This window comes from Nonomuraea sp. NPDC050153 (assembly GCF_044460125.1).
In the GTDB taxonomy this organism is placed as follows: Bacteria; Actinomycetota; Actinomycetes; order Streptosporangiales; family Streptosporangiaceae; genus Nonomuraea.
Genome location: NZ_JBITJQ010000008.1, coordinates 278,402 through 301,524, shown reverse-complemented (window position 1 = coordinate 301,524; position 23,123 = coordinate 278,402). Strand labels below are relative to the sequence as shown.

The 23,123-nt window shown below is 70.2% G+C and carries 23 protein-coding genes and 1 riboswitch; of the genes, 14 read left to right on the top strand and 9 right to left on the bottom strand.

Features of this window, described 5'->3' with window-relative positions; all coding sequences use genetic code 11:
• The first annotated feature begins 67 nt into the window (after positions 1 to 67).
• Entirely contained in the window at positions 68 to 874 is an 807-nt protein-coding gene (locus ACIBQ1_RS22640; protein WP_397280233.1) for a helix-turn-helix domain-containing protein, read from the top strand.
• On the opposite strand, the gene ACIBQ1_RS22635 is transcribed toward ACIBQ1_RS22640, so the two are convergent.
• The 4 genes from ACIBQ1_RS22635 to ACIBQ1_RS22620 all read right to left on the bottom strand — a co-directional run bounded on the left by ACIBQ1_RS22635 (position 856) and on the right by ACIBQ1_RS22620 (position 5,159).
• Positions 856 to 1,569 (bottom strand): FkbM family methyltransferase, encoded by a 714-nt coding sequence (locus tag ACIBQ1_RS22635; RefSeq protein ID WP_397280231.1) that lies wholly within the window; start codon positions 1,567 to 1,569, stop codon positions 856 to 858. The genes ACIBQ1_RS22640 and ACIBQ1_RS22635 overlap by 19 nt on opposite strands.
• A 42-nt stretch (positions 1,570 to 1,611) precedes the next feature.
• Complete coding sequence (locus ACIBQ1_RS22630) at positions 1,612 to 2,307, bottom strand: response regulator (RefSeq protein ID WP_397280229.1); 696 nt, start codon at positions 2,305 to 2,307, stop codon at positions 1,612 to 1,614.
• A gap of 28 nt (positions 2,308 to 2,335) precedes the next feature.
• Positions 2,336 to 3,469 carry a sensor histidine kinase gene (locus tag ACIBQ1_RS22625; RefSeq protein ID WP_397280228.1) on the bottom strand — a complete coding sequence of 378 codons (1,134 nt, stop codon included), beginning with the start codon at positions 3,467 to 3,469 and terminating at the stop codon, positions 2,336 to 2,338.
• Positions 3,470 to 3,569: 100 nt separating this feature from the next.
• Positions 3,570 to 5,159 carry a DHA2 family efflux MFS transporter permease subunit gene (locus ACIBQ1_RS22620; RefSeq protein WP_397280226.1) on the bottom strand — a complete coding sequence of 530 codons (1,590 nt, stop codon included), beginning with the start codon at positions 5,157 to 5,159 and terminating at the stop codon, positions 3,570 to 3,572.
• 292 nt (positions 5,160 to 5,451) lie between these two features.
• Here ACIBQ1_RS22620 and ACIBQ1_RS22615 point away from each other — a divergent pair, with 292 nt between their 5' ends.
• The 7 genes from ACIBQ1_RS22615 to ACIBQ1_RS22585 all read left to right on the top strand — a co-directional run bounded on the left by ACIBQ1_RS22615 (position 5,452) and on the right by ACIBQ1_RS22585 (position 11,497).
• Positions 5,452 to 5,856, top strand: a complete 405-nt coding sequence (locus tag ACIBQ1_RS22615; protein WP_397280224.1) for a GntR family transcriptional regulator — start codon at positions 5,452 to 5,454, stop codon at positions 5,854 to 5,856.
• A complete protein-coding gene (locus ACIBQ1_RS22610) occupies positions 5,853 to 6,743 on the top strand; it encodes an ABC transporter ATP-binding protein (protein ID WP_397280222.1) in 891 nt (296 codons plus the stop codon). Before ACIBQ1_RS22615 ends, ACIBQ1_RS22610 begins: the two co-directional genes overlap by 4 nt.
• Positions 6,740 to 7,792 (top strand): ABC transporter permease, encoded by a 1,053-nt coding sequence (locus ACIBQ1_RS22605; RefSeq protein ID WP_397280220.1) that lies wholly within the window; start codon positions 6,740 to 6,742, stop codon positions 7,790 to 7,792. Before ACIBQ1_RS22610 ends, ACIBQ1_RS22605 begins: the two co-directional genes overlap by 4 nt.
• Positions 7,789 to 9,207 carry a S41 family peptidase gene (locus tag ACIBQ1_RS22600; protein WP_397280219.1) on the top strand — a complete coding sequence of 473 codons (1,419 nt, stop codon included), beginning with the start codon at positions 7,789 to 7,791 and terminating at the stop codon, positions 9,205 to 9,207. Before ACIBQ1_RS22605 ends, ACIBQ1_RS22600 begins: the two co-directional genes overlap by 4 nt.
• A gap of 12 nt (positions 9,208 to 9,219) precedes the next feature.
• Positions 9,220 to 10,374 carry an alpha/beta hydrolase family protein gene (locus ACIBQ1_RS22595; protein ID WP_397280218.1) on the top strand — a complete coding sequence of 385 codons (1,155 nt, stop codon included), beginning with the start codon at positions 9,220 to 9,222 and terminating at the stop codon, positions 10,372 to 10,374.
• Positions 10,375 to 10,470: 96 nt separating this feature from the next.
• Positions 10,471 to 11,013 (top strand): helix-turn-helix domain-containing protein, encoded by a 543-nt coding sequence (locus ACIBQ1_RS22590; RefSeq protein WP_397280217.1) that lies wholly within the window; start codon positions 10,471 to 10,473, stop codon positions 11,011 to 11,013.
• 31 nt (positions 11,014 to 11,044) lie between these two features.
• Positions 11,045 to 11,497 carry a hypothetical protein gene (locus ACIBQ1_RS22585; RefSeq protein ID WP_397280216.1) on the top strand — a complete coding sequence of 151 codons (453 nt, stop codon included), beginning with the start codon at positions 11,045 to 11,047 and terminating at the stop codon, positions 11,495 to 11,497.
• A 132-nt stretch (positions 11,498 to 11,629) separates the two neighbouring features.
• Here the strand turns inward: ACIBQ1_RS22585 and cimA are convergent, their stop codons facing one another.
• Both cimA and ACIBQ1_RS22575 read right to left on the bottom strand, forming a co-directional pair.
• Positions 11,630 to 13,207 (bottom strand): citramalate synthase, encoded by a 1,578-nt coding sequence (cimA, locus tag ACIBQ1_RS22580; RefSeq protein WP_397280214.1) that lies wholly within the window; start codon positions 13,205 to 13,207, stop codon positions 11,630 to 11,632.
• A 193-nt stretch (positions 13,208 to 13,400) separates the two neighbouring features.
• Positions 13,401 to 14,045 (bottom strand): DsbA family protein, encoded by a 645-nt coding sequence (locus ACIBQ1_RS22575; protein ID WP_397280212.1) that lies wholly within the window; start codon positions 14,043 to 14,045, stop codon positions 13,401 to 13,403.
• 59 nt (positions 14,046 to 14,104) lie between these two features.
• Between ACIBQ1_RS22575 and ACIBQ1_RS22570 the strand changes: the two genes are divergently transcribed.
• Positions 14,105 to 14,749: an O-methyltransferase gene (locus ACIBQ1_RS22570; protein ID WP_397280210.1), complete on the top strand. Its 645-nt coding sequence runs from the start codon at positions 14,105 to 14,107 to the stop codon at positions 14,747 to 14,749.
• 38 nt (positions 14,750 to 14,787) lie between these two features.
• Here ACIBQ1_RS22570 and ACIBQ1_RS22565 read toward each other — a convergent pair whose 3' ends face one another.
• Together ACIBQ1_RS22565 and ACIBQ1_RS22560 are read right to left on the bottom strand one after the other, a co-directional pair.
• A complete protein-coding gene (locus ACIBQ1_RS22565; RefSeq protein ID WP_397280208.1) occupies positions 14,788 to 15,885 on the bottom strand; it encodes a branched-chain amino acid aminotransferase in 1,098 nt (365 codons plus the stop codon).
• A 214-nt stretch (positions 15,886 to 16,099) separates the two neighbouring features.
• On the bottom strand, positions 16,100 to 17,146 hold the full coding sequence (locus ACIBQ1_RS22560; RefSeq protein ID WP_397280206.1) for a 3-isopropylmalate dehydrogenase: 1,047 nt from the start codon (positions 17,144 to 17,146) through the stop codon (positions 16,100 to 16,102).
• 100 nt (positions 17,147 to 17,246) lie between these two features.
• A riboswitch (cyclic di-AMP (ydaO/yuaA leader) is annotated at positions 17,247 to 17,390 on the top strand.
• 177 nt (positions 17,391 to 17,567) lie between these two features.
• Between ACIBQ1_RS22560 and ACIBQ1_RS22555 the strand changes: the two genes are divergently transcribed.
• On the top strand, positions 17,568 to 17,969 hold the full coding sequence (locus tag ACIBQ1_RS22555) for a C40 family peptidase (RefSeq protein WP_397280205.1): 402 nt from the start codon (positions 17,568 to 17,570) through the stop codon (positions 17,967 to 17,969).
• 31 nt (positions 17,970 to 18,000) lie between these two features.
• Here the strand turns inward: ACIBQ1_RS22555 and ACIBQ1_RS22550 are convergent, their stop codons facing one another.
• The gene (locus ACIBQ1_RS22550; protein ID WP_397280204.1) at positions 18,001 to 19,167 is read right to left on the bottom strand and encodes an ROK family protein; all 1,167 of its coding nucleotides are present in this window, start codon (positions 19,165 to 19,167) and stop codon (positions 18,001 to 18,003) included.
• Positions 19,168 to 19,268: 101 nt separating this feature from the next.
• On the opposite strand from ACIBQ1_RS22550, the gene ACIBQ1_RS22545 reads away from it, so the two are divergent.
• From ACIBQ1_RS22545 to ACIBQ1_RS22530, 4 genes are read left to right on the top strand one after another with little or no spacing between them, the layout of a single operon-like run.
• Positions 19,269 to 20,372 carry a sugar ABC transporter substrate-binding protein gene (locus ACIBQ1_RS22545; RefSeq protein WP_397280203.1) on the top strand — a complete coding sequence of 368 codons (1,104 nt, stop codon included), beginning with the start codon at positions 19,269 to 19,271 and terminating at the stop codon, positions 20,370 to 20,372.
• Positions 20,373 to 21,092 carry an ATP-binding cassette domain-containing protein gene (locus ACIBQ1_RS22540; protein WP_397280201.1) on the top strand — a complete coding sequence of 240 codons (720 nt, stop codon included), beginning with the start codon at positions 20,373 to 20,375 and terminating at the stop codon, positions 21,090 to 21,092.
• Positions 21,089 to 22,273 (top strand): sugar ABC transporter permease, encoded by a 1,185-nt coding sequence (locus ACIBQ1_RS22535; RefSeq protein WP_397280200.1) that lies wholly within the window; start codon positions 21,089 to 21,091, stop codon positions 22,271 to 22,273. The genes ACIBQ1_RS22540 and ACIBQ1_RS22535 overlap by 4 nt, the downstream gene beginning before the upstream one ends.
• Positions 22,270 to 23,121, top strand: coding sequence for an ROK family protein (locus ACIBQ1_RS22530; RefSeq protein ID WP_397280198.1), 852 nt, complete (start codon positions 22,270 to 22,272; stop codon positions 23,119 to 23,121). Before ACIBQ1_RS22535 ends, ACIBQ1_RS22530 begins: the two co-directional genes overlap by 4 nt.
• Positions 23,122 to 23,123: the final 2 nt, after the last annotated feature.

The window sequence follows — 23,123 nt, the reverse complement described above, 5'->3', positions numbered from 1 at the left end:
CCATCCCGGCACCCGGCCAGGACCGTCGATTACATCCCGGGTAATTGCGACCCGATAGAACTGGGGGATGCATCGGGATCGCGCCGTCGGCGAGTTGTTGCGGGAATGGCGCCGGCGTCGCCGACTGAGCCAGCTCGACCTGGCCATCCAGGCGGACGTGTCCAGCCGGCACATCAGCTTCGTCGAGACGGGGCGTACGATCCCCAGCCGCCGGATGCTCCTGCACCTGGCCCAGCACCTGGACGTCCCCCTGCGTGAGCGCAACCGGCTGCTGGTCGCCGCCGGGTATGCCCCCGCCTACCGGCGGCGTCCGCTGGAGGACCCCGAGCTGGCTCAGGCGTACGAGGCCATCCAGGGGGTGCTGCGCGGGCACGAGCCGTTTCCCGCCGTCGCCGTGGACCACCACTGGAACGTGCTGCTCAGCAACTCGGCCATGGAGATCTTCCTGGACGGCGTCGACCCGGCGCTCCTGAGGTCGCCGGTCAACATGATGCGGCTGGGCCTGGACCCGCGCGGGTTCGCGCCCCGGCTGCGGAATCTGGGGCAGGTGCGGGCGTACCTGCTGCCCCGCCTCGCCCGCCAGGCCGCCCGCACGGGAGATCCCGAGCTGAGTTCGCTGTATGAGGAGCTGCGGGCCTACGGCGCCGAGGACGATCCGCCCACCGCCGGGCCCACCGACATCGCCATGCCCATCCGGCTCCGGCACGACGGGGTCGAACTGTCCTTCTTCAGCACGATCACGACGTTCGGCGCGGCCTTCGACATCACGCTCGAAGAGATCGCCATCGAGACCCTCTTCCCCGCCGACGCCACGACCACGGCCTACCTGAGGCGCTCGGCTCCGCCCGAAGTGACTCAGCCGACGAACAGGTAGTTGCGCCGGAGCGTGCTCACCCGGTCGACCCGGTTCCAGCGGCCGTGGCGCCAGACGTGCATGCGGTAGCCCCGCGCGATCAGCGAGCCCGCCACCTCGGCGGAGTCCCTGCCGTACTTGCCGAGGTGGCGGTCCTCGATCTCCAGCAGCAGCGCGGGCCGGTGCTGCTCGATGGTCCGCTCCGCGCCCTTCAGCACCTCCGCCTCGCACCCCTCGACGTCCATCTTGACGAAGTCGACGCGCGGGAGCTCCCGCAGCTCGCACACGCGGTCCAGGGTGTACACGGGGACCTCGAACGTCCTGGTGCCGGCGAAGCGGCCGGGATGCTTCAGCCCCTCCTCCAGGTGTGCCCAGCCGTGGATGGGCAGGCCGAACCGGTACGGCAGCCGCAGCCGCTGGTATCCGGTGGACGAGCTCAGCGCGGCGTTGGTCACCCGCACGTTGCTCGCCCCGGTCGCCCGCCACCCGGCCTCCAGGATCCGGTACGGCACCGGCAGCGGCTCGAAGCTGTGCACCTGCCCGGCCGGCCCGGCGAGCCTGGCCAGCGGGTAGGTGTACATCCCGTAGGCGGCCCCGACGTCGAAGCAGACCGCACCCGGCCGGACGAACTCGGCCAGGCCCAGCAGCTCCGGCTCGCCGAGCGACACCGCCGCCCCCGCCCGCAGCATCGTGGCCACGGCTTCCACTCTCCTCATGCCGGTGACGGTAGGGACCGTACGGGGAGCGGCGAATCCCTCTCAGGAGCGCAGTCGCGGGCCCCGGCGTGCCCCTGGAGCGGGATTGCCGGGCACGACCAGGCCGCTCTCGTAGGCGAGCACGACTGCCTGCGCCCGATCGCGCAGGCCCAGTTTGGTGAAGATCCGGCCGACGTGCGACTTCACGGTCTCCTCCGCGATCGTCAGCTCTCCGGCGATCTCGGTGTTGGCCAGCCCGGACGCCACCAGCCTGAGCACGTCCAGCTCGCGCGGGGTCAGCGCGTTCAGCCGTAGCGCCTCCCGCTCGTCGATGGGCAGCCGGGCCGCGAACTCCTCGATGAGCCTGCGGGTGACCGAGGGCGCGAGCAGTGCCTCGCCGGCGGCGATCACGCGTACGGCGGTGATGAGGTCGGCCGGCGGCGCGTCCTTGAGCAGGAAGCCGCTGGCCCCGCCGCGCAGGGCGGCGTAGACGTAGTCGTCGATGTCGAAGGTGGTGAGGATGATCACCTTCGAGTCGCCGCCCGCTCCGGTGATGCGCCGGGTGGCCTCCAGGCCGTCGAGGTTGGGCATGCGCACGTCCATGAGGACGACGTCCGGTCGCAGGTCGCGCGCCGCCACCACCGCCTCCAGGCCGTCCGCGGCCTCTCCCACCACCTGCAGGTCGGGCTGCGCGGCGAGCAGGGCCGCGAACCCGGCCCTGATCATCGCCTGGTCGTCGGCGACCAGCACTGTGATCATCCAGCTCCTCCTTCGGCAAGGTCGTGGGTCACTCGTCCGCCCGCCGCGGCAGCCGCGCCCGTACGGCGAAGCCGCCCGCGTCCGTCGCCGCCGCCGTGAGGTCGCCGCCGAGCACCGCCACGCGCTCGCGCATCCCGATCAGCCCGAGTCGCGAGCCCGGCTGCATCGCGCCGGACGCGCGCGCGGAGGGCTCGTTGTCCACGGCGAGCGACACCTCGTCCGCCCCGGCGCGGACGGACACGGTGGTCCTGGCTCCCGGCGCGTGCCGTACGACATTGCTCAGCGCCTCCTGGACGATCCGGTAGACGGTGACGGACTCCACGGGAGAAAGCGACGGGGCGGGATCGGAGACGGTGAGCTCGACGGGCACGCCCGCCCGGCGCACCGACTCGGCGAGCGCGCCGAGGTCCTCCAGCCCGGGTTGCGGTGCGGTCCCCGGTTCGTCGTCCGAGCCCCGCAGCGCGCCGAGCAGGTGCCGCATGTCGCGCAGGGACTCGCGGGCGGCCGCGTTGATGGCCGCGAACTCCTCCGCGACCTCCTCGCTCACCCCGCCGCCGACCCGGTAGGGCGCGCTGGCGGCCTGTACGGCGATCACCGACATGTGGTGGGCCACCACGTCGTGCAGTTCCCTGGCGATCCGCGCCCGCTCCTCGAGGATCCGGCGCCGCCCGAGCTCGTCGGCGACGCGTAAGGTGGCCAGCCGCCTCATCTGCCTCGCGCGGCCGAGGACCACGGCCAGCAGCAATGCCAGCGTCCAGGCCAGCAGCGCTCTGGACGCGCGGTCCGGCGCCATGTCCTGCGGCACGGTCATGGCGACCCCGGCCGCGAGCGTGACGACGACGGCGACGATCGTCACGCGCCGGGAGGACGACAACGCCAGCACGTACATGACGGGGAGCTGGGCCAGCGTCTGATCGAGCAGCCACGGCTGCGGCACGATCGAGCTGTGCAGCGCGAGCCCGAGGCCGGTGAGCACCGGTATGGCCGCCACCATGGCCGTCCAGGCGGGCAGCGGCCGGTACCACGCCATGAACACCGGTCCGGCGAGCAGGACGGCGGCCGGGACGGCGAGCACCCCGAACCCGGCGCTCACGACGAAGAACAGCAAACTGAAGATCAGCAGCGCCCCGGCCAGCACGATGAACGGCAGGCGGCGGAGCATCGGCCGGTTCGTACCCGGTGATGGGGGCACCCGGGCGTACCATGCGTCCCGGAGCACCCCCATGAATCCCACCTTATGAGGTATCGGGGGCCGTGGCCCGTCAGTCCTGCGACGCCGGCTTCCCGCGCGGGCTGAACAGGAAGCAGAACAGGGCGGCGGCCACCAGGACCACGGCGCACGCCACGAGGGTGGTGTGCATGGCCTGGACGAAGCCGGTGGCGAACGTGTCGGCGGTGACGCGTTCGTACAGGCCGGCCGTGGCGAGGTCCAGGCCGTCAGGCGGAGCGGGCGGGCTGTAGTGTCGCGCGGCGGCGGCGCTGCCGTCGATGAACTGCCCGCGCAGGCTCTCCGGCAGCTGACCGGCGCGCCGCTCGGCCTCGGTCCGCAGGGTCGACGACAGGCGGGCCGACAGCAGGGCGCCCAGCACGGCGGTGCCGAGGACCCCGCCGATCTGCCGGATGGTGCCGGAGACGCCGGAGGCCGCCCCGGCCAGCCGTGGGTCGACGCCGTCCATGGTGGCCTGTTGCAGCGGCGCGAACGTGGCGCCACCGGCGATCCCGACGATGGTCAGGCCGGGCAGCAGGCTCCACGCGCTGCCGTCGGGACCGACCATGGCCACGAGCACCAGCAGGCCGGCGGCCAGCGACGTCAGGCTGCCTGCCATCACGTACTTGCCGCCGAACCTGTCCGACAGCCGTCCGGCGTACGCCGAGGCGACCGCGGTGAGCACGGCGCCCGGCAGCACCACCAGGCCGGTCTCCAGCGCCGAGTAGCCGCGCGCCAGCTGCAGGTACAGCACGACCACGAACATGATGCCGATCATGCCGAGCTGGAAGACGAACCCGACCCAGTTGCCGACCGCGAAGTTGCGCGCGCGGAACAGGGCCGGCGGCATCAGGGGCTCGTCGCGCCGCCGGTGCTGCCAGAGGACGAACACGACCAGCAGCGCGACGCCCGCCACGATGACCGAGATGATGTCGATCGGGCCGGCGACCGTGCCCCAGTCGTAGCGTTCGCCCTCGATCAGGCCGAACACGACGCCGCTCAGCCCGGCGGTGGCCAGCGCGACGCCGACCAGGTCGAGCCGGTGGGTACGGCCCGAGCGCATGGGCGGCACGAAGGTCAGCGCCAGCACGGCGGCGACGATCCCGATCGGGACGTTGACGAAGAAGATCCAGCGCCAGCTGAGATGGGCGAGCAGGAAACCGCCGACGACCGGGCCGACGACCGGCGCGAAACCGACGATCGCGCCGAACAGACCGAACGCGCGGCCGCGCAGCCGCGGCGGGAAGATCGTCAGGATCGACGAGATGACCTGCGGGAACAGCAGCGCCCCGCCCAGCCCCTGCAGCGCCCGGGCGGCCAGCAGCTGGGTCGCCGAGCCGGCCAGCCCGCACAGCGCCGAGGCGACGGTGAAGACGATGATGCCGATCACGTACAGCCGGCGGTATCCGTAGATGTCCCCCAGCCGTCCCGTGGTGATCAGCAGCACCGAGAAGACGAGCAGGTAGCCGTCGATGACCCACAGCACCTGGTCGTAGGAGGCGCCGATGCTGTGGATCAGCGTGGGGACGGCGACGTTGACGATGGATCCGTCGAGCAACGACATGAAGAAGCCGATGCACATGATCGCGAGAACCGGCCACGGACGTCGTGCGGCCAGTTGTTCGGCGGATTTGACTTCCGGCACTCCGGAGACCTCCCTGAGGGAATCCGGCTCTGTTGCGCGGTCCCGGGCAGATCCTCGGGGCTCGGAGAGAACACGCTTCGCCACCACAACAGAACACCCTTTTCCCAGGATGCGTTGAGTGGCTTCCACCTTCCCCGCGTCATCTGGACCCGGGTGAAGCTGGTTGGCGAGGCGGAAAGCCCAACGGTGAGAAGCCGAATCGGAGATTAACACAGCACGTCCGGCACGGCACGCCGGCGATCCTTATGATCCTCTAACATGTAGGAACCTATAGTGCTAGCAAGCTAGATAAATGGAGAAGCTGGTGATCGAGTTCCATCTGGACGCCAAGTCCGGCCTCTCGCCGTACCAGCAGCTGGTCCAGCAGGTACGGCACGCGCTACGGCTCGGCCTCCTGCGCGAGGGCGATCAGCTGCCGACGGTCAAGGAGGTCGTGGCGCATTTGGCGATCAACGCCAACACCGTCCTGAAGGCCTACCGGGAGCTCGAGCACGAGGGCCTGGTCGCCGCCCGGCCAGGGGTGGGGACGTTCGTGACGGCGACGCTCACCGACACCTCGCTGGCCGCGCACGGCCCGCTGCGGATGGAACTGCAGCGCTGGCTGGCCAAGGCCCGCCGAGCCGGTCTCGACGACGAAAGCATCGAGGCCCTGTTCATGACCACCTTTCGGACCATCGCTCAGGAGGACATAGCGTGAGCTCTGTCTTAGAGGCCCAGGGACTGGGCAAGAAGTACGGCAAACGCTGGGCGCTGCGCGAGTGCACCATCGACATCCCGGCGGGCCACGTCGTGGGGCTGGTGGGCCCCAACGGAGCCGGCAAGACCACGCTGCTGAAACTGGCCGGCGGCCAGCTCGAACCCACGGCGGGCGGCATCACCGTGCTCGGCGGCCGGCCGGGGGGCACGCCCGCGCAGCTGGCCAGGGTCGGGTTCGTCGCCCAGGACACCCCCGTCTACGCGGGCCTCACCGTCGCCGAACACCTGCGCCTGGGAGCCCGGCTCAACCCCCGCTGGGACACCACCCTGGCGCGGGAACGCATCGCGCGACTCGGGCTCCTCCCCGCGCAGCGGGCGGGCAAGCTGTCCGGCGGCCAGCGCGCCCAGCTCGCCCTCACCCTGGGCCTGGCCAAGCGGCCCGAGCTGCTGATCCTGGACGAACCCGTGGCCTCGCTCGACCCGCTGGCCCGCCGCGAGTTCCTGCAGGGGCTGATGGAGGCCACGGTCGAGCACGAGTTCAGCGTGGTGCTCTCCTCGCACCTGGTCTCCGACCTGGAACGGGTCTGCGACTTCCTGATCGTCCTGGTCGACTCCCGCGTGCAGGTGGCCGGGGAGGTCGACACGCTGCTGGCCACCCATCACCGGCTCACCGGCCCGCGCCGCGATCCCGACCGGCTGCCCGCCGACCAGCAGGTGGTCTCCGCGCGGCACACCGAGCGGCAGAGCACGTACGTGGTCCGCACCGACGGCCCGATCCACGACCCCGCCTGGACGGTCAGCCGGCTCAGCCTGGAGGACCTCGTCCTGGCCTACATGGACAAACGCACCGCCGAGGACCGGCGAATCGCCCTGGAGGTGCAGCGATGATCTGGCTGACCTGGCGCCAGTTCCGTGGCGCGGCCGTGATGATGGCCGCCGTACTCGTCATCCTCGCCGTCGCCCTGGCCCTGACCGGCCCGAAACTGGTCTCCGACTATTCCACCGGGATCGCCGGCTGTGTCCAGGACAACACCTGCGGTCGCTTCTACGACCGCTTCTTCGGCGCGTACGACACGCCCTTCATGGCTCTGTCCCTGGTCGTGCTGCTCCTGCCCGCCCTCGCCGGGCTCTTCTGGGGAGCACCGCTGATCACCCGTGAGCTGGAGTCGGGCACACACCTGCTGGTGTGGAACCAGAGCATCACCCGCGGCCGCTGGCTGGCGGTCAAGCTCGGGCTCACCGGCCTGGTCGCCGCGGCCGCCGCCGGACTGTGCGGCCTCATGGTGACCTGGTGGTCCGATCCCCTGGACAAGTCGGCCCCGGGCGACCTGGCCCTGATGGCTCCCCTGGTGTTCGGCGCGCGCGGCATCGCCCCGTTGGGGTACGCGGCCTTCGCCTTCGTCCTGGGCGTGACCGTGGGCATGCTGGTGCGCCGCACCCTGCCCGCCATGGCCCTCACCCTGGCCGTCTTCGCCGCGATCCAGCTCGCCATGCCGCTGCTGGTCCGGCCCCACCTGATGACCCCGGTCACCTCGACCTTCGAGCTCAGCGAGGTGAACGTGGACGGCTTCGGCATCAACCGGGACCGAGGCGGATATGTGGAGGTTCGCCTGAACAATGCAGTTCCCGGCCACGCGGGCGCCTGGGTCCTGTCCAGCAATCTCGTCGATTCGTCCGGACGTCCGGTCGCCGGCCCCGAACCCGGAGTCGGGGTCGTCCAGGTCTCGACGACGTCGGGACCCTGCTCACCGTCGGGACAGCAGGGCATGGGCGCGTGCCCGACTGAGATCAACCGGCTCGGCTACCGGCAGCAGGCGACCTACCAGCCCCTCGACCGCTTCTGGCCCTTCCAGTGGATCGAGACCGGGATCTACGCCCTGCTCACCCTCGGCCTCACCTGGTTCGCCTTCTGGTGGATCCGGAGGCGCCTGTCATGACCGTTCTCAGGACCGTGACCGCCGGGCTCGCCCTCCTCCTGGCGGCGGCCTGCACGGCACCGGCGCCGCCGCGCAGCCAGGCGAGCGCGGCGGCCAGTACGGCCTGCTCGCAGCCCCAGGGGCCCCCCGGGGCGGAGACGCCCACCACGATCGACGTGATCGAGCAGGCGTACTTCTGCATCCTCGGCAACTACTACAGCGGCGCCACGCTGGACGCCCGCGCGCTGCTGACCGCCGGATTCGTCGCGCTGACCCAGGAGCTCAACCGCGACGGGCGCGACGTGCCCGAGGCCACCATGCCGGCGCTGACCGGCGACCGCAAAGCCGACTGGGCCGTCTTCGAGACCACCTACCGCAAGACCACGGACCAGGTCCCCGACCTGCGCGACAAGCTGGCCGTCGTCACCCTCGAAGCGATGGTGGCCGCCCTCGGCGACAACCACGCCCGCTGGGCGCAGGGCAGCAAGCGGCCGCCCGACTACTACGACGGCGACGGCTACGGCCTGGGCCTGCTGGCGAACGTCGAAGGCCCGCAGGTGGAGGGCAACCCCGGCGTCGCCCTCCCTCCGCTGTTCGTCACCACCGTGCTGGGTGGCGCGGCGCAGGCCGCCGGGCTGCGGCCGGGCGACATCATCGAAGCGGTCAACGGATCGGCGCCCTTCGTCGACGGGAAGGCCGCCCCCTCGATCGCCGCCCTCTACCCGCGCTATCCGGAGGCGCGCCCGGTCCGGCTGCGGCTCCTGCGGCAGAGCACCGGCCGCCGCTGGAGCGTGACGCTCAAGCCCGGCCTCTACCAGCGGGACCTGGCCGCCCTGCAAGTGGTGCAGTCGAAGCTGCTGGACGACGACATCGCCTACGTACGGATGCGCGGGTTCGCCCCCGATTCCGCCGACCGGGTGCTCAAGGCGATCTCCCGGCTGCGCAAGGGCCGGACGCTGTCCGGCGTCGCGCTGGACCTGCGCGGCAACGGCGGCGGCAGCCCCGCGGAGGCGACCCGCCTGGTGAGCGCGTTCGTCCACGGCAAGGTCACCGCCTACCTGTGCACCGTGGACGGCAAGTGCGAAGCCTTGCGGACCGACGACACCGTCGAGCTGGTCGACCTGCCGCTGATGGTGCTCACCGACCGCAGCTGCGCCTCGGCGTGCGAGCACTTCAGCTCCGCGGTCAAGGACCTGCGCGCCGGCCGGCTGGTCGGCACCAGGACCGCCGGGGTCATCTCCGGCCCTGCGCAGGCGTACCTGCTCGGCAACAACACCACGCTCGGCTTCCCCGCCAGGCACCACCTGGGGCCCGATCGCGAGGTGATCGACCGGATCGGCGTGGCCCCCGACCACCACGTGCCCCTGACCCCGAAGGACGCGGCCGCCGGGCGCGACCCCGCCCTGGCCAAGGCCCTGACCTTGCTGCACAAGTGAATGGACCTCTCGATGAGACACCTCCTGGCCGTCGCCGCGGGACTGGTCGTCCTCGCCGCGTCCGCCTGCTCCGCCCCCACGCCGCCCCGGTCCGCTGTCCCGTCGGCCACGCCGACCGGCCCCGCGACCCTGCCCGCCCCCACCGGCACCCATCCGGTCGGCACCACCGCCCTGTATCTGAAGGACACCTCCCGCCCCGATCCGTGGAACCTCGACGTCGACGCCAGGGAGCTCAAGGTCACCCTGTGGTATCCGGCCGAACAGCGTGAGGGAGAGCGTGCGCCGTACATGACACCGAAGGAATCGGGGCTCGCCATGAAGCGCTATGGGATCGCGGGCGTCCCGGACGACACGCTGAGCAGGACGCGCACGAACGCCGTCAAAGACGCCGAACCCACGGGGCGGAAGCTGCCGCTGGTGGTGCTGTCCCCCGGCTTCACCAATCCGATGAGCACGCTCACCTCCCTGGCCGAGGAGCTGGCCAGCCGCGGGTACGTCGTGGCCGGGATCGACCACACCTACGAAAGCTACGCCACGACCTTCCCCGACGGGCGGGTCGCCGAATGCCTCGCCTGCGACAGCGACACCGACCCGGGCTTCGGCACGGGGGTGGTCGCGGGCCGGGCGGCCGACGTCTCCTTCGTCCTCGACCAGTTGCCGTCGAAATGGGATGGTTCCGACCGGATCGACCGCTCCCGCATCGCGATGGTCGGCCAGTCGATCGGCGGGGCCAGCGCCATGGCGGCCATGGTGAAAGACTCCCGGGTACGGGCCGGGATCGACATGGACGGCACCGCCTACGCCCGCATTCCCAAGAGCGGGTTCTCCAAGCCGTTCATGTTCCTGGGCTCGCCGCAGCACGTCCCCGGAGGCCGCGACACTTCGTGGGACCGCGACTGGAAGCTCCTGACCGGGTGGAAGCGCTGGCTCGTGCTGACGGGCGCGGAACACCAGTCCTTCACCGACGGCCCGCTGATAGGGGACGCCTTCGGCATCAAGCCCGCCTACGGCGTCCTGCCCGCGGCACGCGCCGCCGAGCTCACCCGCACGTACGTGGCGGCCTTCCTCGACCAGCACCTGAAGTCGCAGCGGCAGCCCCTCCTGGACAAGCCGTCATCACGCTACCCCGAGGTCGAATTCTGCTCCACGACCTGCGGTCAATCCTGACGCGACGCTGTTGGGCGCGCAGCGACCTCGGCACACCGCGGAAGTGGGTCTGGCCCCACCCCACTTGTCCGGCTGCGCCGGTACCTGTACGCGCACGTGTTCACCATTTACGTGATCCACGCGTTCGTGGTGACGGCGGCGGGTTACGCCCTCGGCGCGCCGGCCCTGCCGACGCTGGCGAAGTTCGCGCTCATCTCCAGTTCCGGCACCCTCATGCACCGCTCAGTCAGTCCGTCGCCGCAACTGAGAAGCGTTGCCAAAGTGACACTTCTCAGTTGGCCTCAAAGCGTGAATCACGCTGAAGCGGATGCGGCACTCGCCATACTCGGTCAAGGGGTCACAGCAGACTCCCTGGAGACGGACATGCTGGATTTCAGGCTCATCGCCGACTCCCCGAAGGCTACGCTCAATCTGCTCGCCGATGCCCTCGTCTGCTTCGTGAACGCGCGCGGCGGCACTGTAGTGCTAGGCGTCGATGACAACGCGACCGACCGCGAGCGTGCACTTCGTGGCGTACCGGCAAATTACTCGGTGGATCTCATACGCAAAGGGATCGCTCTTCGAAGACAGCGGAACGCTCGTTCGCGCGGCCCTGGCAGGCGGCATAGGAAACGATGCATTCGTACGCTTCATCAATGACCTGACACCCAAGGCTGGTAGAGACCTGAATGTGCTGCTCGCCATGTCGCACCTCCGCCAAAACAGCAGCATCGAAGCTTACAAGCTTGCCGGGACAATCCAGAGAACTCCGGTCGAGGCACAAGAGGTATTGCTTGCCATGACTGACGAGTACAACTTGGTGGAGCCATCCAAAAGAACAGCCAAGAAGCCCTTCCCGACGTATCGTCTACGATCAGACGTGCTCGCGGCAATGTCACGGTCGGTCTCATATCGAGGCCGGTCTTTTGACGATGCAGATCAGAAGGTCGTCGACCATGTAAGAGAGTACGGTTTCGTCACCAACCAGACAATACGCCGCCTCTTCGATATTCACGTCTACGCCGCTCGCGACCTGCTGAACAGCCTGCGCGAGCGGCAAATCATCGAAAAGATAGGAGATGCGAGAGGAGGTACCGGGGTCAAGTACGGCCCAGGGCCGAAGTTTCCCAGGAGCAGGTCCTGAATCCCCGTCGAGCGAACGGGGGGTCGAAGGGGGCGTGAGCCCCCTGGAAGGCGCTGCCCGAGGCTCCCTCGCGCGCAGCGCCCCATTGCAGAGGACCTTGCTGTTCCCCCCCGGAAACCCCGGTAATCCCGCTCAGGCGGTTTCGTGGCCGGCGCGGAGGAGGCCGTACGTGACCGCCTGCTCGAGTGCCTGCCAGGACGCGTCGATGATGTTCTCCGCCACCCCGACCGTGGCCCACTCGGACGTGTCGTCGCTGGAGGTGATGAGGACGCGGGTGATGGCGCCCGTCCCGTGGGTGCCCTCGAGTATGCGGACCTTGTAGTCCACCAGCTCCAGCTTCGCCAGCTCGGGGTACAGCTTCTCCAGCGCCAGCCGCACGGCCTTGTCCAGGGCGTTGACGGGGCCGTTGCCCTCGCCCGTGGCGACGATGCGCTCGCCCTTGGCGTGGAGCTTGACGGTGGCCTCGCTGACCAGTTCGCCGCCCTTCGTGCGCTCCACGATCACGCGCCACGACTCGACCTCGAAGTGGCGCTTGCGCTCCCCGTGCACGGTGTCGCGCAGCAGCAGCTCGAACGACGCGTCCGCGGCCTCGAAGGTGAATCCGCGCGACTCCAGGTCCTTGACCCGTTCGACCAGGGTCTTGGTGTGGTCGGGGGTGAGGTCGTAGCCGAGTTCGCGGCCCTTGAGCTCGACCGAGGCGCGGCCGGCCATGTCGGAGACGAGCATGCGCATGTCGTTGCCGACGGCGGCGGGGTCGATGTGCTGGTAGAGGTTGGGGTCGACCTTGATGGCGCTGGCGTGCAGGCCGGCCTTGTGGGCGAAGGCGGAGGTGCCGACGTACGGGGCGTGGGAGTTGGGGGTGACGTTGGTGACCTCGGTGATCGCGTGGGCGATGCGGGTCATGTCGGCCAGCGCCGCCTCGGGGACGAGGTCGAAGCCGCGCTTGAGCTGGAGGTTCGCCACGACGGTGAAGAGGTTGGCGTTGCCGGAACGCTCGCCGTAGCCGTTCGCGCAGCCCTGGACGTGCGTGGCCCCGGCCTTGACGGCGGCCAGGGTGTTGGCGACGGCGCAGCCGGTGTCGTCGTGGCAGTGGATGCCGACGCGGGCGCTGGTCTGGACGGCCTCGTGGACGATCTCGGCGAGTTCGTCGGGGAGCATGCCGCCGTTCGTGTCGCACAGGGCGATGACGTCGGCCCCGGCTTCGGCGGCGGTCCGCAGGACTTCGAGCGCGTAGGCTGGGTTGGACTTGTAGCCGTCGAAGAAGTGCTCGGCGTCGAGGAAGACTCGCTGTCCCCCCGCACGAAGGTGAGAGACCGTGTCGCGGATCATCGCGAGGTTCTCCTGGAGAGTCGTGCGGAGGGCCAGCTCCACGTGCCGGTCGTGACTCTTGGCGACAAGGGTCACGACCGGCGCGCCGGATTCGCGCAACGCGGCCACCAATGGGTCGTCGGCTGCCTTCACACCGGCCCGGCGGGTCGCACCGAACGCGGCGAGTTGCGCATGCTTCAGGTCGAGCTCTGTTCGAGCCCGCCTGAAGAACTCTGTGTCCTTGGGGTTGGCGCCCGGCCAGCCCCCCTCGATGAAACCGACGCCCAGACCGTCCAAGTGGCGCGCGACGGCGAGCTTGTCGGCGACGGTGAGGTTGAGCCCCTCCTGTTGGGCGCCGTCACGCAGCGTCGTGTCGTATACGTGGAAGCGGTCGTCGGCCATGAGTCTCTCTTCTCTGGAAGTCCTCTGGAAAGCAAAAAGACCCCTCACGGACGTGAGAGGTCTGCGCGCTGGCGGTGTCCTTTGTCAGCCAGCGCGCCTGCCGATAATGAGCAGACCGTAGAACATGGTGCCGCCCAGTCTGCCACATGCATTCACCATGTGGCACATCGATCTCAGCTTCTGGGACAAGCCTTTACACGGTGACACCGTCGCCACCTGTGATGACGCGCTCGAGCGTGGCCGGATCGAACACCTCGTCGCCCAGCAACTGCCCGTCGAGCAGCACCGTGGGCGTGCCCTGGAGCCGTACCTTCGCGGTCTCCGCCAGATGGGCCTGCGCGTACGACTGCGACCTGACGCACTCGTCCACCGACGCCCCCGCCCGCCGGGCGGCCTTGACCAGATCCTCGACGGCGAACCCGGACGCCTCGCCGTGCGGCACGGGCTGCATGGCGTACAGCTCGTCCCTGAAGGTGAGCCAGTTCTCCTCGGGGACGCAGCGGGCGGCAGCGGCGGCGCGGATGGAGTTCGAGCGCATGGGCTCGTCCTGGAAGATCGTCACCGGGTGGAAGACGACCTTGACCTTGCCCTCCATGGCGAGTTTCCTGATGGTGCCGTCTACCTTGGCGTGCATGTCCTTGCAGATCGGGCAGTCGAAGTCCTCGTACAGGTCCAGCACGGGAGCCTCGCCGCCCCGGTCGGCGAGGACCATCGAACCGTCCATCTGCCGGGTCAGCCGCACCCCCTCGGACGACCGGCCAGGCTCCGAGAACGACAGCACCCCGAGTACGGCGATGGCCACGCACGCGAGCGCCACCGCCAGCAACCGCTTCATCATCAGCCCACTCTCACCTCGTTGATCGCGCAGACCTTACCCGATGCCGAAAGAATGGACGTATGAAGGCATACCTCCTCGATCCCGCTGTAGCACGATACGTCGTTGCCCACACGACGCCGCCCGACCCGCTGCTGGACGAGCTGGCGAAGGAGACGGCCCGGGCCACCGGGGACGCCGCCGGCATGCAGATCTCCCCCGACCAGGGCACCTTCCTGACCATGATCACCCAGCTCGTGGCGCCGCGGGTGGTCGTCGAGGTGGGGACGTTCACCGGCTACTCGTCCGTGTGCATCGCCAGGGGCCTGTCCGGCGGGCGGCTGCACTGCTTCGACGTGAGCGAGGAGTGGACCTCCATCGCCCGCCGCTACTGGCGCGAGGCCGGGGTGGACGACCGCGTGACGCTCACGCTCGGGCCCGCGCTGGAGACGCTCGCCTCCTTCGACCAGACCGTCGACCTGGCCTTCCTCGACGCCGACAAGGGCAACTACCCCGGCTACTACGAGCTGCTCATGGAGCGCCTGCGGCCCGGCGGGCTGATCGTGGCGGACAACACCCTGCGCAGGGGGCACGTGGCGGACCCGGCGCGCGAGGAGCCGACAACCGTGGAGATCCGGCGGTTCAACGACCTGGTGATCGAGGATCCGCGGGTGACCGTGCTCATGATGCCGGTCGCGGACGGGATGACCCTGATCAGGAAGAACTAGGCGGGGCGGCCGGGCCCTCGCGGACCCGGCCGGCCCAACTAGACGATCTTGTGGATCCAGTTGTGCGTGTCGGGGCGGGCGCCGTACTGGATGCCCACCAGTTCCTCGCGCACCCGCAGCGTCACCGGGCCGGGGTTGCCGTCGGCGACGCTCCAGGCGCGGTCGGCGCCCTTCACCGTGCCCACCGGCGTGACCACGGCCGCCGTCCCGCACGCGAACACCTCGGTGAGCTCCCCGGACTCGCACCCGGCCTGCCACTCGTCGACCGAGATGAGGCGCTCCTCGGCCTCCAGGCCCAGGTCAGCGGCCAGCGCCAGGATGGAGTCCCTGGTGATGCCGGGCAGCAGGGTGCCGGTCAGCGCGGGGGTGACGAGCTTGTCGCCGAAGACGAAGAACAGGTTCATCCCGCCCATCTCCTCGACGTACTTGTGCTCGTGGGCGTCCAGCCACACCACCTGGTCGCAGCCGTTCTCCACCGCCTGCCGCTGCGCGACGAACGCGGCCGCGTAGTTCCCGCCGCACTTCGCGAAGCCCGTGCCGCCGGGGGCGGCCCGCGTGTACTCGGTGGACAGCCAGACGGAGACGGGCTTGAGCCCACCCGTGAAGTACGAGGCCGCCGGGGAGGCGATGACCATGTACTTGTACGACTTCGACGGGTAGTTGACGCCGAGCCCCGCCTGGGTGGCGATCATGAAGGGGCGCAGGTAGAGGCTGTGGCCCTCGGTCGTGGGCACCCATTCCTTGTCGGTCTCCACGAGGAGTTCGAGCGACTCGACGAACGCCTCCTCCGGCAGCTCCGGCATGGCCATCCGGACCGCGGAGTGGTTGAAGCGGGCGGCGTTCGCGTACGGGCGGAACGTGACGATCGAGCCGTTGGTCTGGCGATAGGCCTTGAGCCCCTCGAACAGTTCCTGCGCGTAGTGGAAGACCGAGGTGGCCGGGTCGAGCGAGAGCGGGCCGTACGGCACCAGCTCGGCGTCGTGCCAGCCCTGCCCCTCGGTGTAGTCGATCGAGATCATGTGATCCGTGAAGGTCTGCCCGAAGCCGGGGTTCGCCAGTACCTGCTCCCGCTCGGCCGCGGTGCGAGCGTGGTCGGATAGCTGCACGTCGAAGCTGAGCTTTTGAGCGATGGTCATGACGTCGGTCCTTCTCTCTGCGAATCTGCCCAAATCTACAGAAACCTGTGGATCGGTGCTGATGGGCGGGACTGCCCGGAGGACAGTCCCGTACTTCCTATTGTCTCGCCATATGGGATGGCAAGCGGCCAATGGGGCGGTCACCCCTTTTGGACGCAAAAAAGCGCCTGGCGGCCCTCTTCGGACCACCAGGCGCGTTGGAGGCTAGGCGGTCCTAGCCGGATACTCGCGCGGTGATGTCGTCACCGATCTCGTGAGTGGTGCGACCCGCCCAGCCGGCCAGCCGCTCAAGGATGTCCTCGGCGACCGCCTGCTCGACCTTGGCCGACTCGGCGTGCAGGCCGAGGTGGTCGAGGAGCATGGCGACGGACAGGATGGTCGCGGTCGGGTCGGCCTTGCCCTGGCCGGCGATGTCGGGCGCGCTGCCGTGCACCGGCTCGAACATGCTCGGCGCGGACCGCTCGGGGTTGATGTTGCCGCTGGCGGCCAGGCCGATGCCGCCGGCGATGGCGGCGCCCAGGTCGGTGATGATGTCCCCGAACAGGTTGTCGGTGACGACCACGTCGAACCGCTCCGGCTGGGACACGAAGAACATCGAGGCCGCGTCGATGTGGCAGTAGTCGGTCGTGACGTCGGGGTATTCCGCCGCGAGGCGGTTGACCGTGCGCTGCCACAGGTCACCGGCGAAGGTGAGGACGTTAGTCTTGTGGACGAGCGTCAGCTTCTTGCGCGGCCGCGTGGCGGCCTTCTCGAACGCGTACCGCACCACGCGCTCGACGCCGTAGGCGGTGTTGAGCGACTCCTGGGTGGCGATCTCGTACGGGGTGCCGCGCCGCATGGCGCCGCCGGTGCCCGCGTAGAGGCCCTCGGTGCCCTCGCGGACGACGATCATGTCGATGTCGTCCGCCGTGGTGTCGGCCAGCGGGGTGGTCACGCCGGGGAACAGCTTGACCGGGCGCAGGTTGACGTAGTGGTCGAACTCGAAGCGGATCCGGAGCAGCAGGTCGCGCTCAAGGATGCCCGGCGGCACACTGGGGTCGCCCACCGCGCCGAGCAGGATCGCGTCGTAGCCGCGCAGCTCTTCGAGCACGCTGTCGGGCAGCGTCTCACCGGTACGGTGATAGCGGGCGGCCCCCAGGTCGTAGTGGGTGGGCTCGAACTTCGTGCCAACTGCCTCCAGGACCTTGAGCCCTTCGGCCACGACCTCGGTGCCGATCCCATCGCCGGGGATGACGGCCAGACGGATGTTACGCGACTCCATGGGCGGTACCTTACCGCGTCGTCTCGCCTGACGAACACGTCATCTCATTTTTCGGACGCCCACTTTGTCCGTATTGCGGTTTTTTGACCGTTTCGTTAAAGTCGGCGACCAGCCTAATCCGCGCAGCCGTTGCGTGGAGTCGGGGACCCACTTCCCCCTGGGGCGAGTCGGCATCCCCATGCCGTAGGGCTACTTCCAGGCCCGAGCCCGTCAGCTAACCCGGCCGGCCACTTGGAAGGACAGACCCCTGTCTCGAATCGCCATCGTCCTGGCGGCGGGCGCCGCCGGGCTCATTCTGGCCACCCCAGCCCACGCCGCGACCACCCCCGAAAACCCCACCACCCTGACCGGCGCCCAGATCAAGAAAATCCAGGAGAAGCAGGGGCCGAAACCCGCCTGGAAGATCGCCCTCAAGTTCGCCATGAGCAAGCGCGGCACACCGTACGTGTGGGGCGGCACCAGCCCGAGCGGATACGACTGCTCCGGGCTCATGCTCAGGGCCTACGAGCACGCCGGGATCGAACTGCCCCGCACCGCGGCCGAACAGTACTCCGCGTTCGGCAGGAAGATCTCCTGGGAGCACCTCAAACCCGGCGATCTCGTCTTCTTCCACGGCCTCGGGCATGTCGGGATGATCTCCCGGCCCGGCTACATGGTCCACTCGCCGCGCACGGGCGACGTGGTCAAGGAAGAGCGCCTGAGCCAATGGCGCCGCGACTCCTTCGTGGGTGGCGTCCGCCCCGACCCCAAGGGCGTACGGCTCTGGTCCAAGCTCCAGAAGCAGCGCGAGGACACGCCCACCACGCTCACGGCCACCCTGTAGAAGGCACCGGCGTCCGCCTCCCCGCGTGCGGTCAGGGGAGGCGGGCGTCGAAGATGAGGTCCCAGGCGCGGGTCCTGGCGTGGGCCACCGCGCCCAGCAGGACGCCGCTGTCGCCCAGCGTGCTGGCCACCACCGACGGCCGCAGCGGGCCGAGCTCGGCGATGCGGCTCTTGATGGCCGCTCCCAGGAGGTCGAGGTTGCGGCCCACGCCGCCGCTGAGCACGATCACCTCCGGGTCCAGCACGGCCGCGACCGCCACCAGCAGGCCGCCGATGCGGCGCCCCTCGGCCTCCACCACCGAGCGGGCCACGCCGTCGCCGGCTGCCGCCGCGGCGAAGACCTCCTTGGCCGTGTCCAGGGTCAGGCCGGCGGCACGGGCGGCGCGGACCACGCCGGGCGCGGCGGCCACCGCCTCCGTGGCGCCGTGCGCCAGGGCGTGGTCGGCCGGTGGCGCCGGGTCCTCGGCCGCGGGCACGTACGAGACCTCCCCCGCCGCTCCTTTGGCGCCCACGTACAGCTCGCCGTTGATCACGATGCCCATCCCGACGCCGGTCCCGATGGACACCAGCGCGAAGTTCGACTTGCCGCGCCCCTCCCCGTGCACGTGCTCGCCGACGGCGGCCAGGTTGATGTCGTTCTCGATGACGAGCTCGACCTCCAACGCGGCGCGCAGGCGCTCGGCCAGGTCGGGGCCGGGCAGGTTGGGGGCGAACTCCAGGCGGCCGAGCGCCGGGTCGTACACGCCGGGCGATCCGACGACGGCGCAGGCGATGGCGGGCCAGTCGGCCTCGGCCTCGCGGGCGGCGGCCCGGCACAGCTCCCCGACCAGGACGGCCAGCTCGGCGGAGGTGCGGGCGGTGTTGCGCAGGTCTCTGCGGCCGGCGAAGGTCCCGCGCAGGTCGGCGACGGCGACCCGGATCCAGTCGCGCCCGATGTCGACGCCGGCGACGTGGGTGGCGGCGGCGTTGACGTCGTACAGGGACGTGACCGGCCCGGGGCGGCCGGAGACCTCGCCGACGAGGTGGACCAGCCCGTCCTCCTCCAGCCCTGCCAGGGCCGCGGACACCGTGGGCTTCGACAGGCCGGTGATCTTGGCGAGGTCGGCGCGCGAGGCGGGGCCGTGCTCCTGAAGATGGTCGAGCAGGCGGCGCTCGTTCAGCACTCGCAGCAGCCGCGGATTACCCAGGTCGCCCCGCATCTCACCCTCCCTTGAAGAAACAAACCCTAGCCAACTCGCCTGATAGTAAATTACCTTTCTTACCAAGCACAGGGGCGGCACATCCGGAAGGACGAAGTGCGATGCACCGAGCATGGCGATCAATCCCTGTCGCGGCGGTCCTGCTGACCGCCGCCTGCGGAAACACCGGCAACAACACCGGCGCCACCACCACCACCACGACCACGCAGAGCCAGGGCCAGGGCGGCAAGACGATCGCGCTGTTCCTGCCCGAGTCCAAGACCACCCGGTACGAGGCGTTCGACCGCCCGCTGTTCGAGGCGAAGGTCAAGTCGCTCTGCCCCGATTGCAAGATCCTCTACAGCAACGCCGAGCAGGACGCCCCCAAACAGCAGCAACAGGTCGAGGCCGCGCTCACCCAGCAGGCCGACGTGCTCGTGCTCGACGCCGTGGACGCCAACGCCGTGGCCCCGCTGGTGAACCAGGCCAAGCAGAAGAAGGTCCCGGTCATCGCCTACGACCGGCTGATCTCGGGCATCGACTACGCGTACTACGTCTCGTTCAACAACGTACGGGTGGGCGAGATGCAGGGCCAGGCGCTGCTCGACGCCATGACCGCCAGGGGCACGGCGGCCAAGGGCCAGATCGTGATGATCCACGGCTCCCCCACCGACCCCAGCTCCGCCGACTACAAGAAGGGCGCCAAGAGCGTGCTGGACGGAAAGGTGAAGGTCGGCAGGGAGTTCGACACGCCGGACTGGAGCCCCGACAAGGCGCAGCAGGAGATGGAGCAGGCCATCACCGCGCTGGGCAAGGACAGCATCACGGGCGTGCTGTCCGCGAACGACGGCATGGCGGGCGGCGCGATCGCGGCCATGAAGCGCGCGGGCTACAAGCAGCTCCCGCCGATCACCGGCCAGGACGCCGAGCTGGCCGCCGTCCAGCGCATCCTCACCGGCGAACAGTACATGACCATATATCTGGACATCAGGGCGGAGGCGGAGAAGTCCGCCGAGCTCGCCGTCGCCCTCGCCAATGGCGAGCAGCCCGTTGCCCCCGCCAAGGTCAACAACGGCGCGGCCGAGATCCCGGCGTTCCTCCTCGACCCCATCCCCGTCACGGCGGACAAGGTGAAGGACACGATCGTGAAGGACGGCTTCTACACCGCCGCCCAGCTCTGCACGGGCGAGGTCAAGGCCGCCTGCGAGAAGCAGGGCATCCAGTAGATGCTCTCGGCAACAGGGATCTCCAAACGGTACGGCGCGGTCCAGGCCCTCGACGGGGCCGGCCTGGACCTGCGCGCCGGCGAGGTCGTGGCCCTCATGGGCGACAACGGCGCCGGCAAGTCCACGCTGGTCAAGACCATCTCGGGAGTCGTGACGCCGGACACCGGCACGATCGCCGTGGACGGCTCGCCGGTCAGGATCGCCAACCCGCACGACGCGCAGGCCCTCGGCGTCTCGACCGTCTACCAGGACCTCGCGCTCTGCGAGAACCTCGACGTCGTGGCCAACCTCTTCCTGGGCACCGAGCGCCGGCGCGGCTCGCTGCTGCGCCACATCGCCATGGAACGCGCGACCCGCGACCTCCTCGGCCAGCTCGACGTGCGCATCAGGGACATCAGGGTGCCGGTCGCCATGCTGTCGGGCGGCCAGCGGCAGTCGGTGGCCATCGCGAGAGCGCTCATCGGCGAGCCCCGGCTGGTCATCCTCGACGAGCCCACGGCGGCCCTGGGGGTCGAGCAGACGGCGCAGGTGCTGGCGCTGATCGGGCGGCTGCGCGAGCGCGGGCTCGCGGTGCTGGTCATCTCGCACAACCTCGCCGACGTGCGCGCGGTGAGCGACCGCGTGGTGGTGCTGCGGCTGGGCCGCAACGCCGGTGAGTTCCGTACGGCCACCTCCTCCCAGGAGGAGATCGTGGCCGCGATCACGGGGGCAGGGGCATGACCGACACACTGGTACGCAGGCCGTACACGCCGAAGGTCGCGGTCGAGCGGCTGCGGCAGGGGGACGTCGGCGCGTGGCCGGTCGTCGGCGGGCTGATCGCGATCGCGATCGTGTTCAGCACGCTCAACGACCGCTTCCTGTCCCCCGAGAACCTCACCAACCTCGTGCTCCAGATGGCCGCCACCGGCACGATCGCGCTCGGCATCATCATGGTGCTGCTGCTCGGCGAGATCGACCTGTCGGCGGGCTCGGTCAGCGGCCTGTGCGCCACGATCATGACGATCGTCCATGTCAAGCAGGGCTGGAACCCGCTGCCGGCCATCCTCCTGGCGCTGGCCGTCGGGGCGGCGATCGGGTTCCTGCACGGCGTGATGCTGACCAAGCTGCGGATGCCGTCGTTCGTCGTGACGCTGGCCGGGCTGATGGGCTGGCTCGGCCTGCTGCTCTACCTGCTGCGGCAGGGCGGGACGATCAACCTGCCGTTCACCGGGTTCATCTCGAAGCTGAGCGACACCTGGCTGCCGGGCTGGCTCGCGTGGACGGTCGCGGCGGGCCTGGTGGCCGGGTCGGCGGGCGCGTCCCTCGCGGTCAGGAGGCTGCGGCTGGCGGCCGGGCTGCCGGTGACGCCGCTGTGGTGGTCGCTGGCGAAGGCCGGCGGGCTGGCGGTGCTGCTCGCCGCGGCGGTGCTCGTCATGTCGGCGGACCGCGGCGTGCCGCTCCTGCTGATCATCTTCGGGGCGCTGGTGGTGCTGCTCGACCTCATGCTGAGGCACACCACGTTCGGCCGGCACCTGTACGCCGTCGGCGGCAACGCCGAGGCCGCCAGGCGCGCCGGCATCAACGTCACCAGGATCAGGATCCTCGCGTTCATGCTGGCCTCCACGCTGGCGACGGCCGGGGGCATCCTGGCCGCCAGCCGCCTGTCCGCCGTCAACCAGGGCTCGGGCGGCAGCGACATCCTCCTCCTGGCAATCGCCACCGCGGTCATCGGCGGCACCTCGCTGTTCGGCGGGCGCGGCCGGGCCTACGACGCGCTGCTCGGCGTCCTGGTCATCCAGGCCATCTCCAACGGCATGTACCTGCTCAGCGTGGACTCCTCGGTGCGGTTCATGGTGACCGCCGCGGTGCTGGCGCTGGCCGTGGCCATCGACTCGCTCGCCCGCAGGGGCGCGGCCCGATGACCCGGGTCCTGGGCATCGACGTGGGTGGGACGAAGGTGGCCATCGGGGTGTCCACGGCCGACGGCCCCTCGCTGTCCGCCCACCTCCGCCTGGACACCGGTCCCGACACGCTGGCGCGGGCGCTCGCGGCGGCGCGGGCCCTGGACGGCGCGCCCGCCGCGGTGGGCTTCTCGACGTGCGGGGTGATCCGCGACGGCGTGGTCAGGCTCGCACCGAACGTCCCCGGCTGGGAGGGCCTCGAACTGCCGCGGCTGCTGGAGGAGGCGTACGGCGCCACTCCGGTGGCCATCGACAACGACGTGAACGCGGCGGCGGCGGCCGAGCTGCGCTGGGGCGCCCTGCGCGGGGTCACCACGGGCGTCTACCTGAACCTGGGCACCGGCCTGGCGGCGGCCCTGGTGGTGGACGGCCGGGTGGTGCCGGGCGCCCACGGCGCGGCCGGGGAGATCGGTTACCTGCAGGTGACGCCGGGTGAGCCCGCCTTCGCCGACGGCCGGGTGCCCCTGGAGGAGCGCGTCTCGGGCGGCGCGCTGGCCGCCCGCGGCGCCGCCGCCCTGGGTCGCCCCGTCACGGCGGCCGAGCTCCTGGGCGAGGGCCAGGCACGGGAACTGGTGGACGAGGCACTGCGGACGCTGGCCATGAGCGTGGCGAACCTGTGCGTGATGCTCGACCCCGAGCGCCTGGTGGTCGGCGGCGGCATGATGGGCGCGGCGGACCTGATCCTGCCGAGGCTGGCGGCCGAGGTCGGCCGGGCGGTGCCGTTCCCGCCGGAGGTGCGCCCGGCCCACTTCGCGGCCGACGCGCCGCTGCTGGGGGCGCTGGCGCTGGCCCGCGCGGCGGTAGCGTAGGG

What these genes read in the sequence shown, in the direction of transcription:
- ACIBQ1_RS22640 (WP_397280233.1), top strand. Translation starts at nt 68, where the DNA reads ATGCATCGGGATCGCGCCGTCGGCGAGTTGTTGCGGGAATGGCGCCGG.
- ACIBQ1_RS22635 (WP_397280231.1), bottom strand. Translation starts at nt 1,569, where the DNA reads ATGAGGAGAGTGGAAGCCGTGGCCACGATGCTGCGGGCGGGGGCGGCG.
- ACIBQ1_RS22630 (WP_397280229.1), bottom strand. Translation starts at nt 2,307, where the DNA reads ATGATCACAGTGCTGGTCGCCGACGACCAGGCGATGATCAGGGCCGGG.
- ACIBQ1_RS22625 (WP_397280228.1), bottom strand. Translation starts at nt 3,469, where the DNA reads ATGCTCCGCCGCCTGCCGTTCATCGTGCTGGCCGGGGCGCTGCTGATC.
- ACIBQ1_RS22615 (WP_397280224.1), top strand. Translation starts at nt 5,452, where the DNA reads ATGGAGAAGCTGGTGATCGAGTTCCATCTGGACGCCAAGTCCGGCCTC.
- ACIBQ1_RS22605 (WP_397280220.1), top strand. Translation starts at nt 6,740, where the DNA reads ATGATCTGGCTGACCTGGCGCCAGTTCCGTGGCGCGGCCGTGATGATG.
- ACIBQ1_RS22600 (WP_397280219.1), top strand. Translation starts at nt 7,789, where the DNA reads ATGACCGTTCTCAGGACCGTGACCGCCGGGCTCGCCCTCCTCCTGGCG.
- ACIBQ1_RS22595 (WP_397280218.1), top strand. Translation starts at nt 9,220, where the DNA reads ATGAGACACCTCCTGGCCGTCGCCGCGGGACTGGTCGTCCTCGCCGCG.
- cimA (WP_397280214.1), bottom strand. Translation starts at nt 13,207, where the DNA reads ATGGCCGACGACCGCTTCCACGTATACGACACGACGCTGCGTGACGGC.
- ACIBQ1_RS22575 (WP_397280212.1), bottom strand. Translation starts at nt 14,045, where the DNA reads ATGATGAAGCGGTTGCTGGCGGTGGCGCTCGCGTGCGTGGCCATCGCC.
- ACIBQ1_RS22570 (WP_397280210.1), top strand. Translation starts at nt 14,105, where the DNA reads ATGAAGGCATACCTCCTCGATCCCGCTGTAGCACGATACGTCGTTGCC.
- ACIBQ1_RS22565 (WP_397280208.1), bottom strand. Translation starts at nt 15,885, where the DNA reads ATGACCATCGCTCAAAAGCTCAGCTTCGACGTGCAGCTATCCGACCAC.
- ACIBQ1_RS22560 (WP_397280206.1), bottom strand. Translation starts at nt 17,146, where the DNA reads ATGGAGTCGCGTAACATCCGTCTGGCCGTCATCCCCGGCGATGGGATC.
- ACIBQ1_RS22555 (WP_397280205.1), top strand. Translation starts at nt 17,568, where the DNA reads ATGAGCAAGCGCGGCACACCGTACGTGTGGGGCGGCACCAGCCCGAGC.
- ACIBQ1_RS22550 (WP_397280204.1), bottom strand. Translation starts at nt 19,167, where the DNA reads ATGCGGGGCGACCTGGGTAATCCGCGGCTGCTGCGAGTGCTGAACGAG.
- ACIBQ1_RS22545 (WP_397280203.1), top strand. Translation starts at nt 19,269, where the DNA reads ATGCACCGAGCATGGCGATCAATCCCTGTCGCGGCGGTCCTGCTGACC.
- ACIBQ1_RS22540 (WP_397280201.1), top strand. Translation starts at nt 20,373, where the DNA reads ATGCTCTCGGCAACAGGGATCTCCAAACGGTACGGCGCGGTCCAGGCC.
- ACIBQ1_RS22535 (WP_397280200.1), top strand. Translation starts at nt 21,089, where the DNA reads ATGACCGACACACTGGTACGCAGGCCGTACACGCCGAAGGTCGCGGTC.
- ACIBQ1_RS22530 (WP_397280198.1), top strand. Translation starts at nt 22,270, where the DNA reads ATGACCCGGGTCCTGGGCATCGACGTGGGTGGGACGAAGGTGGCCATC.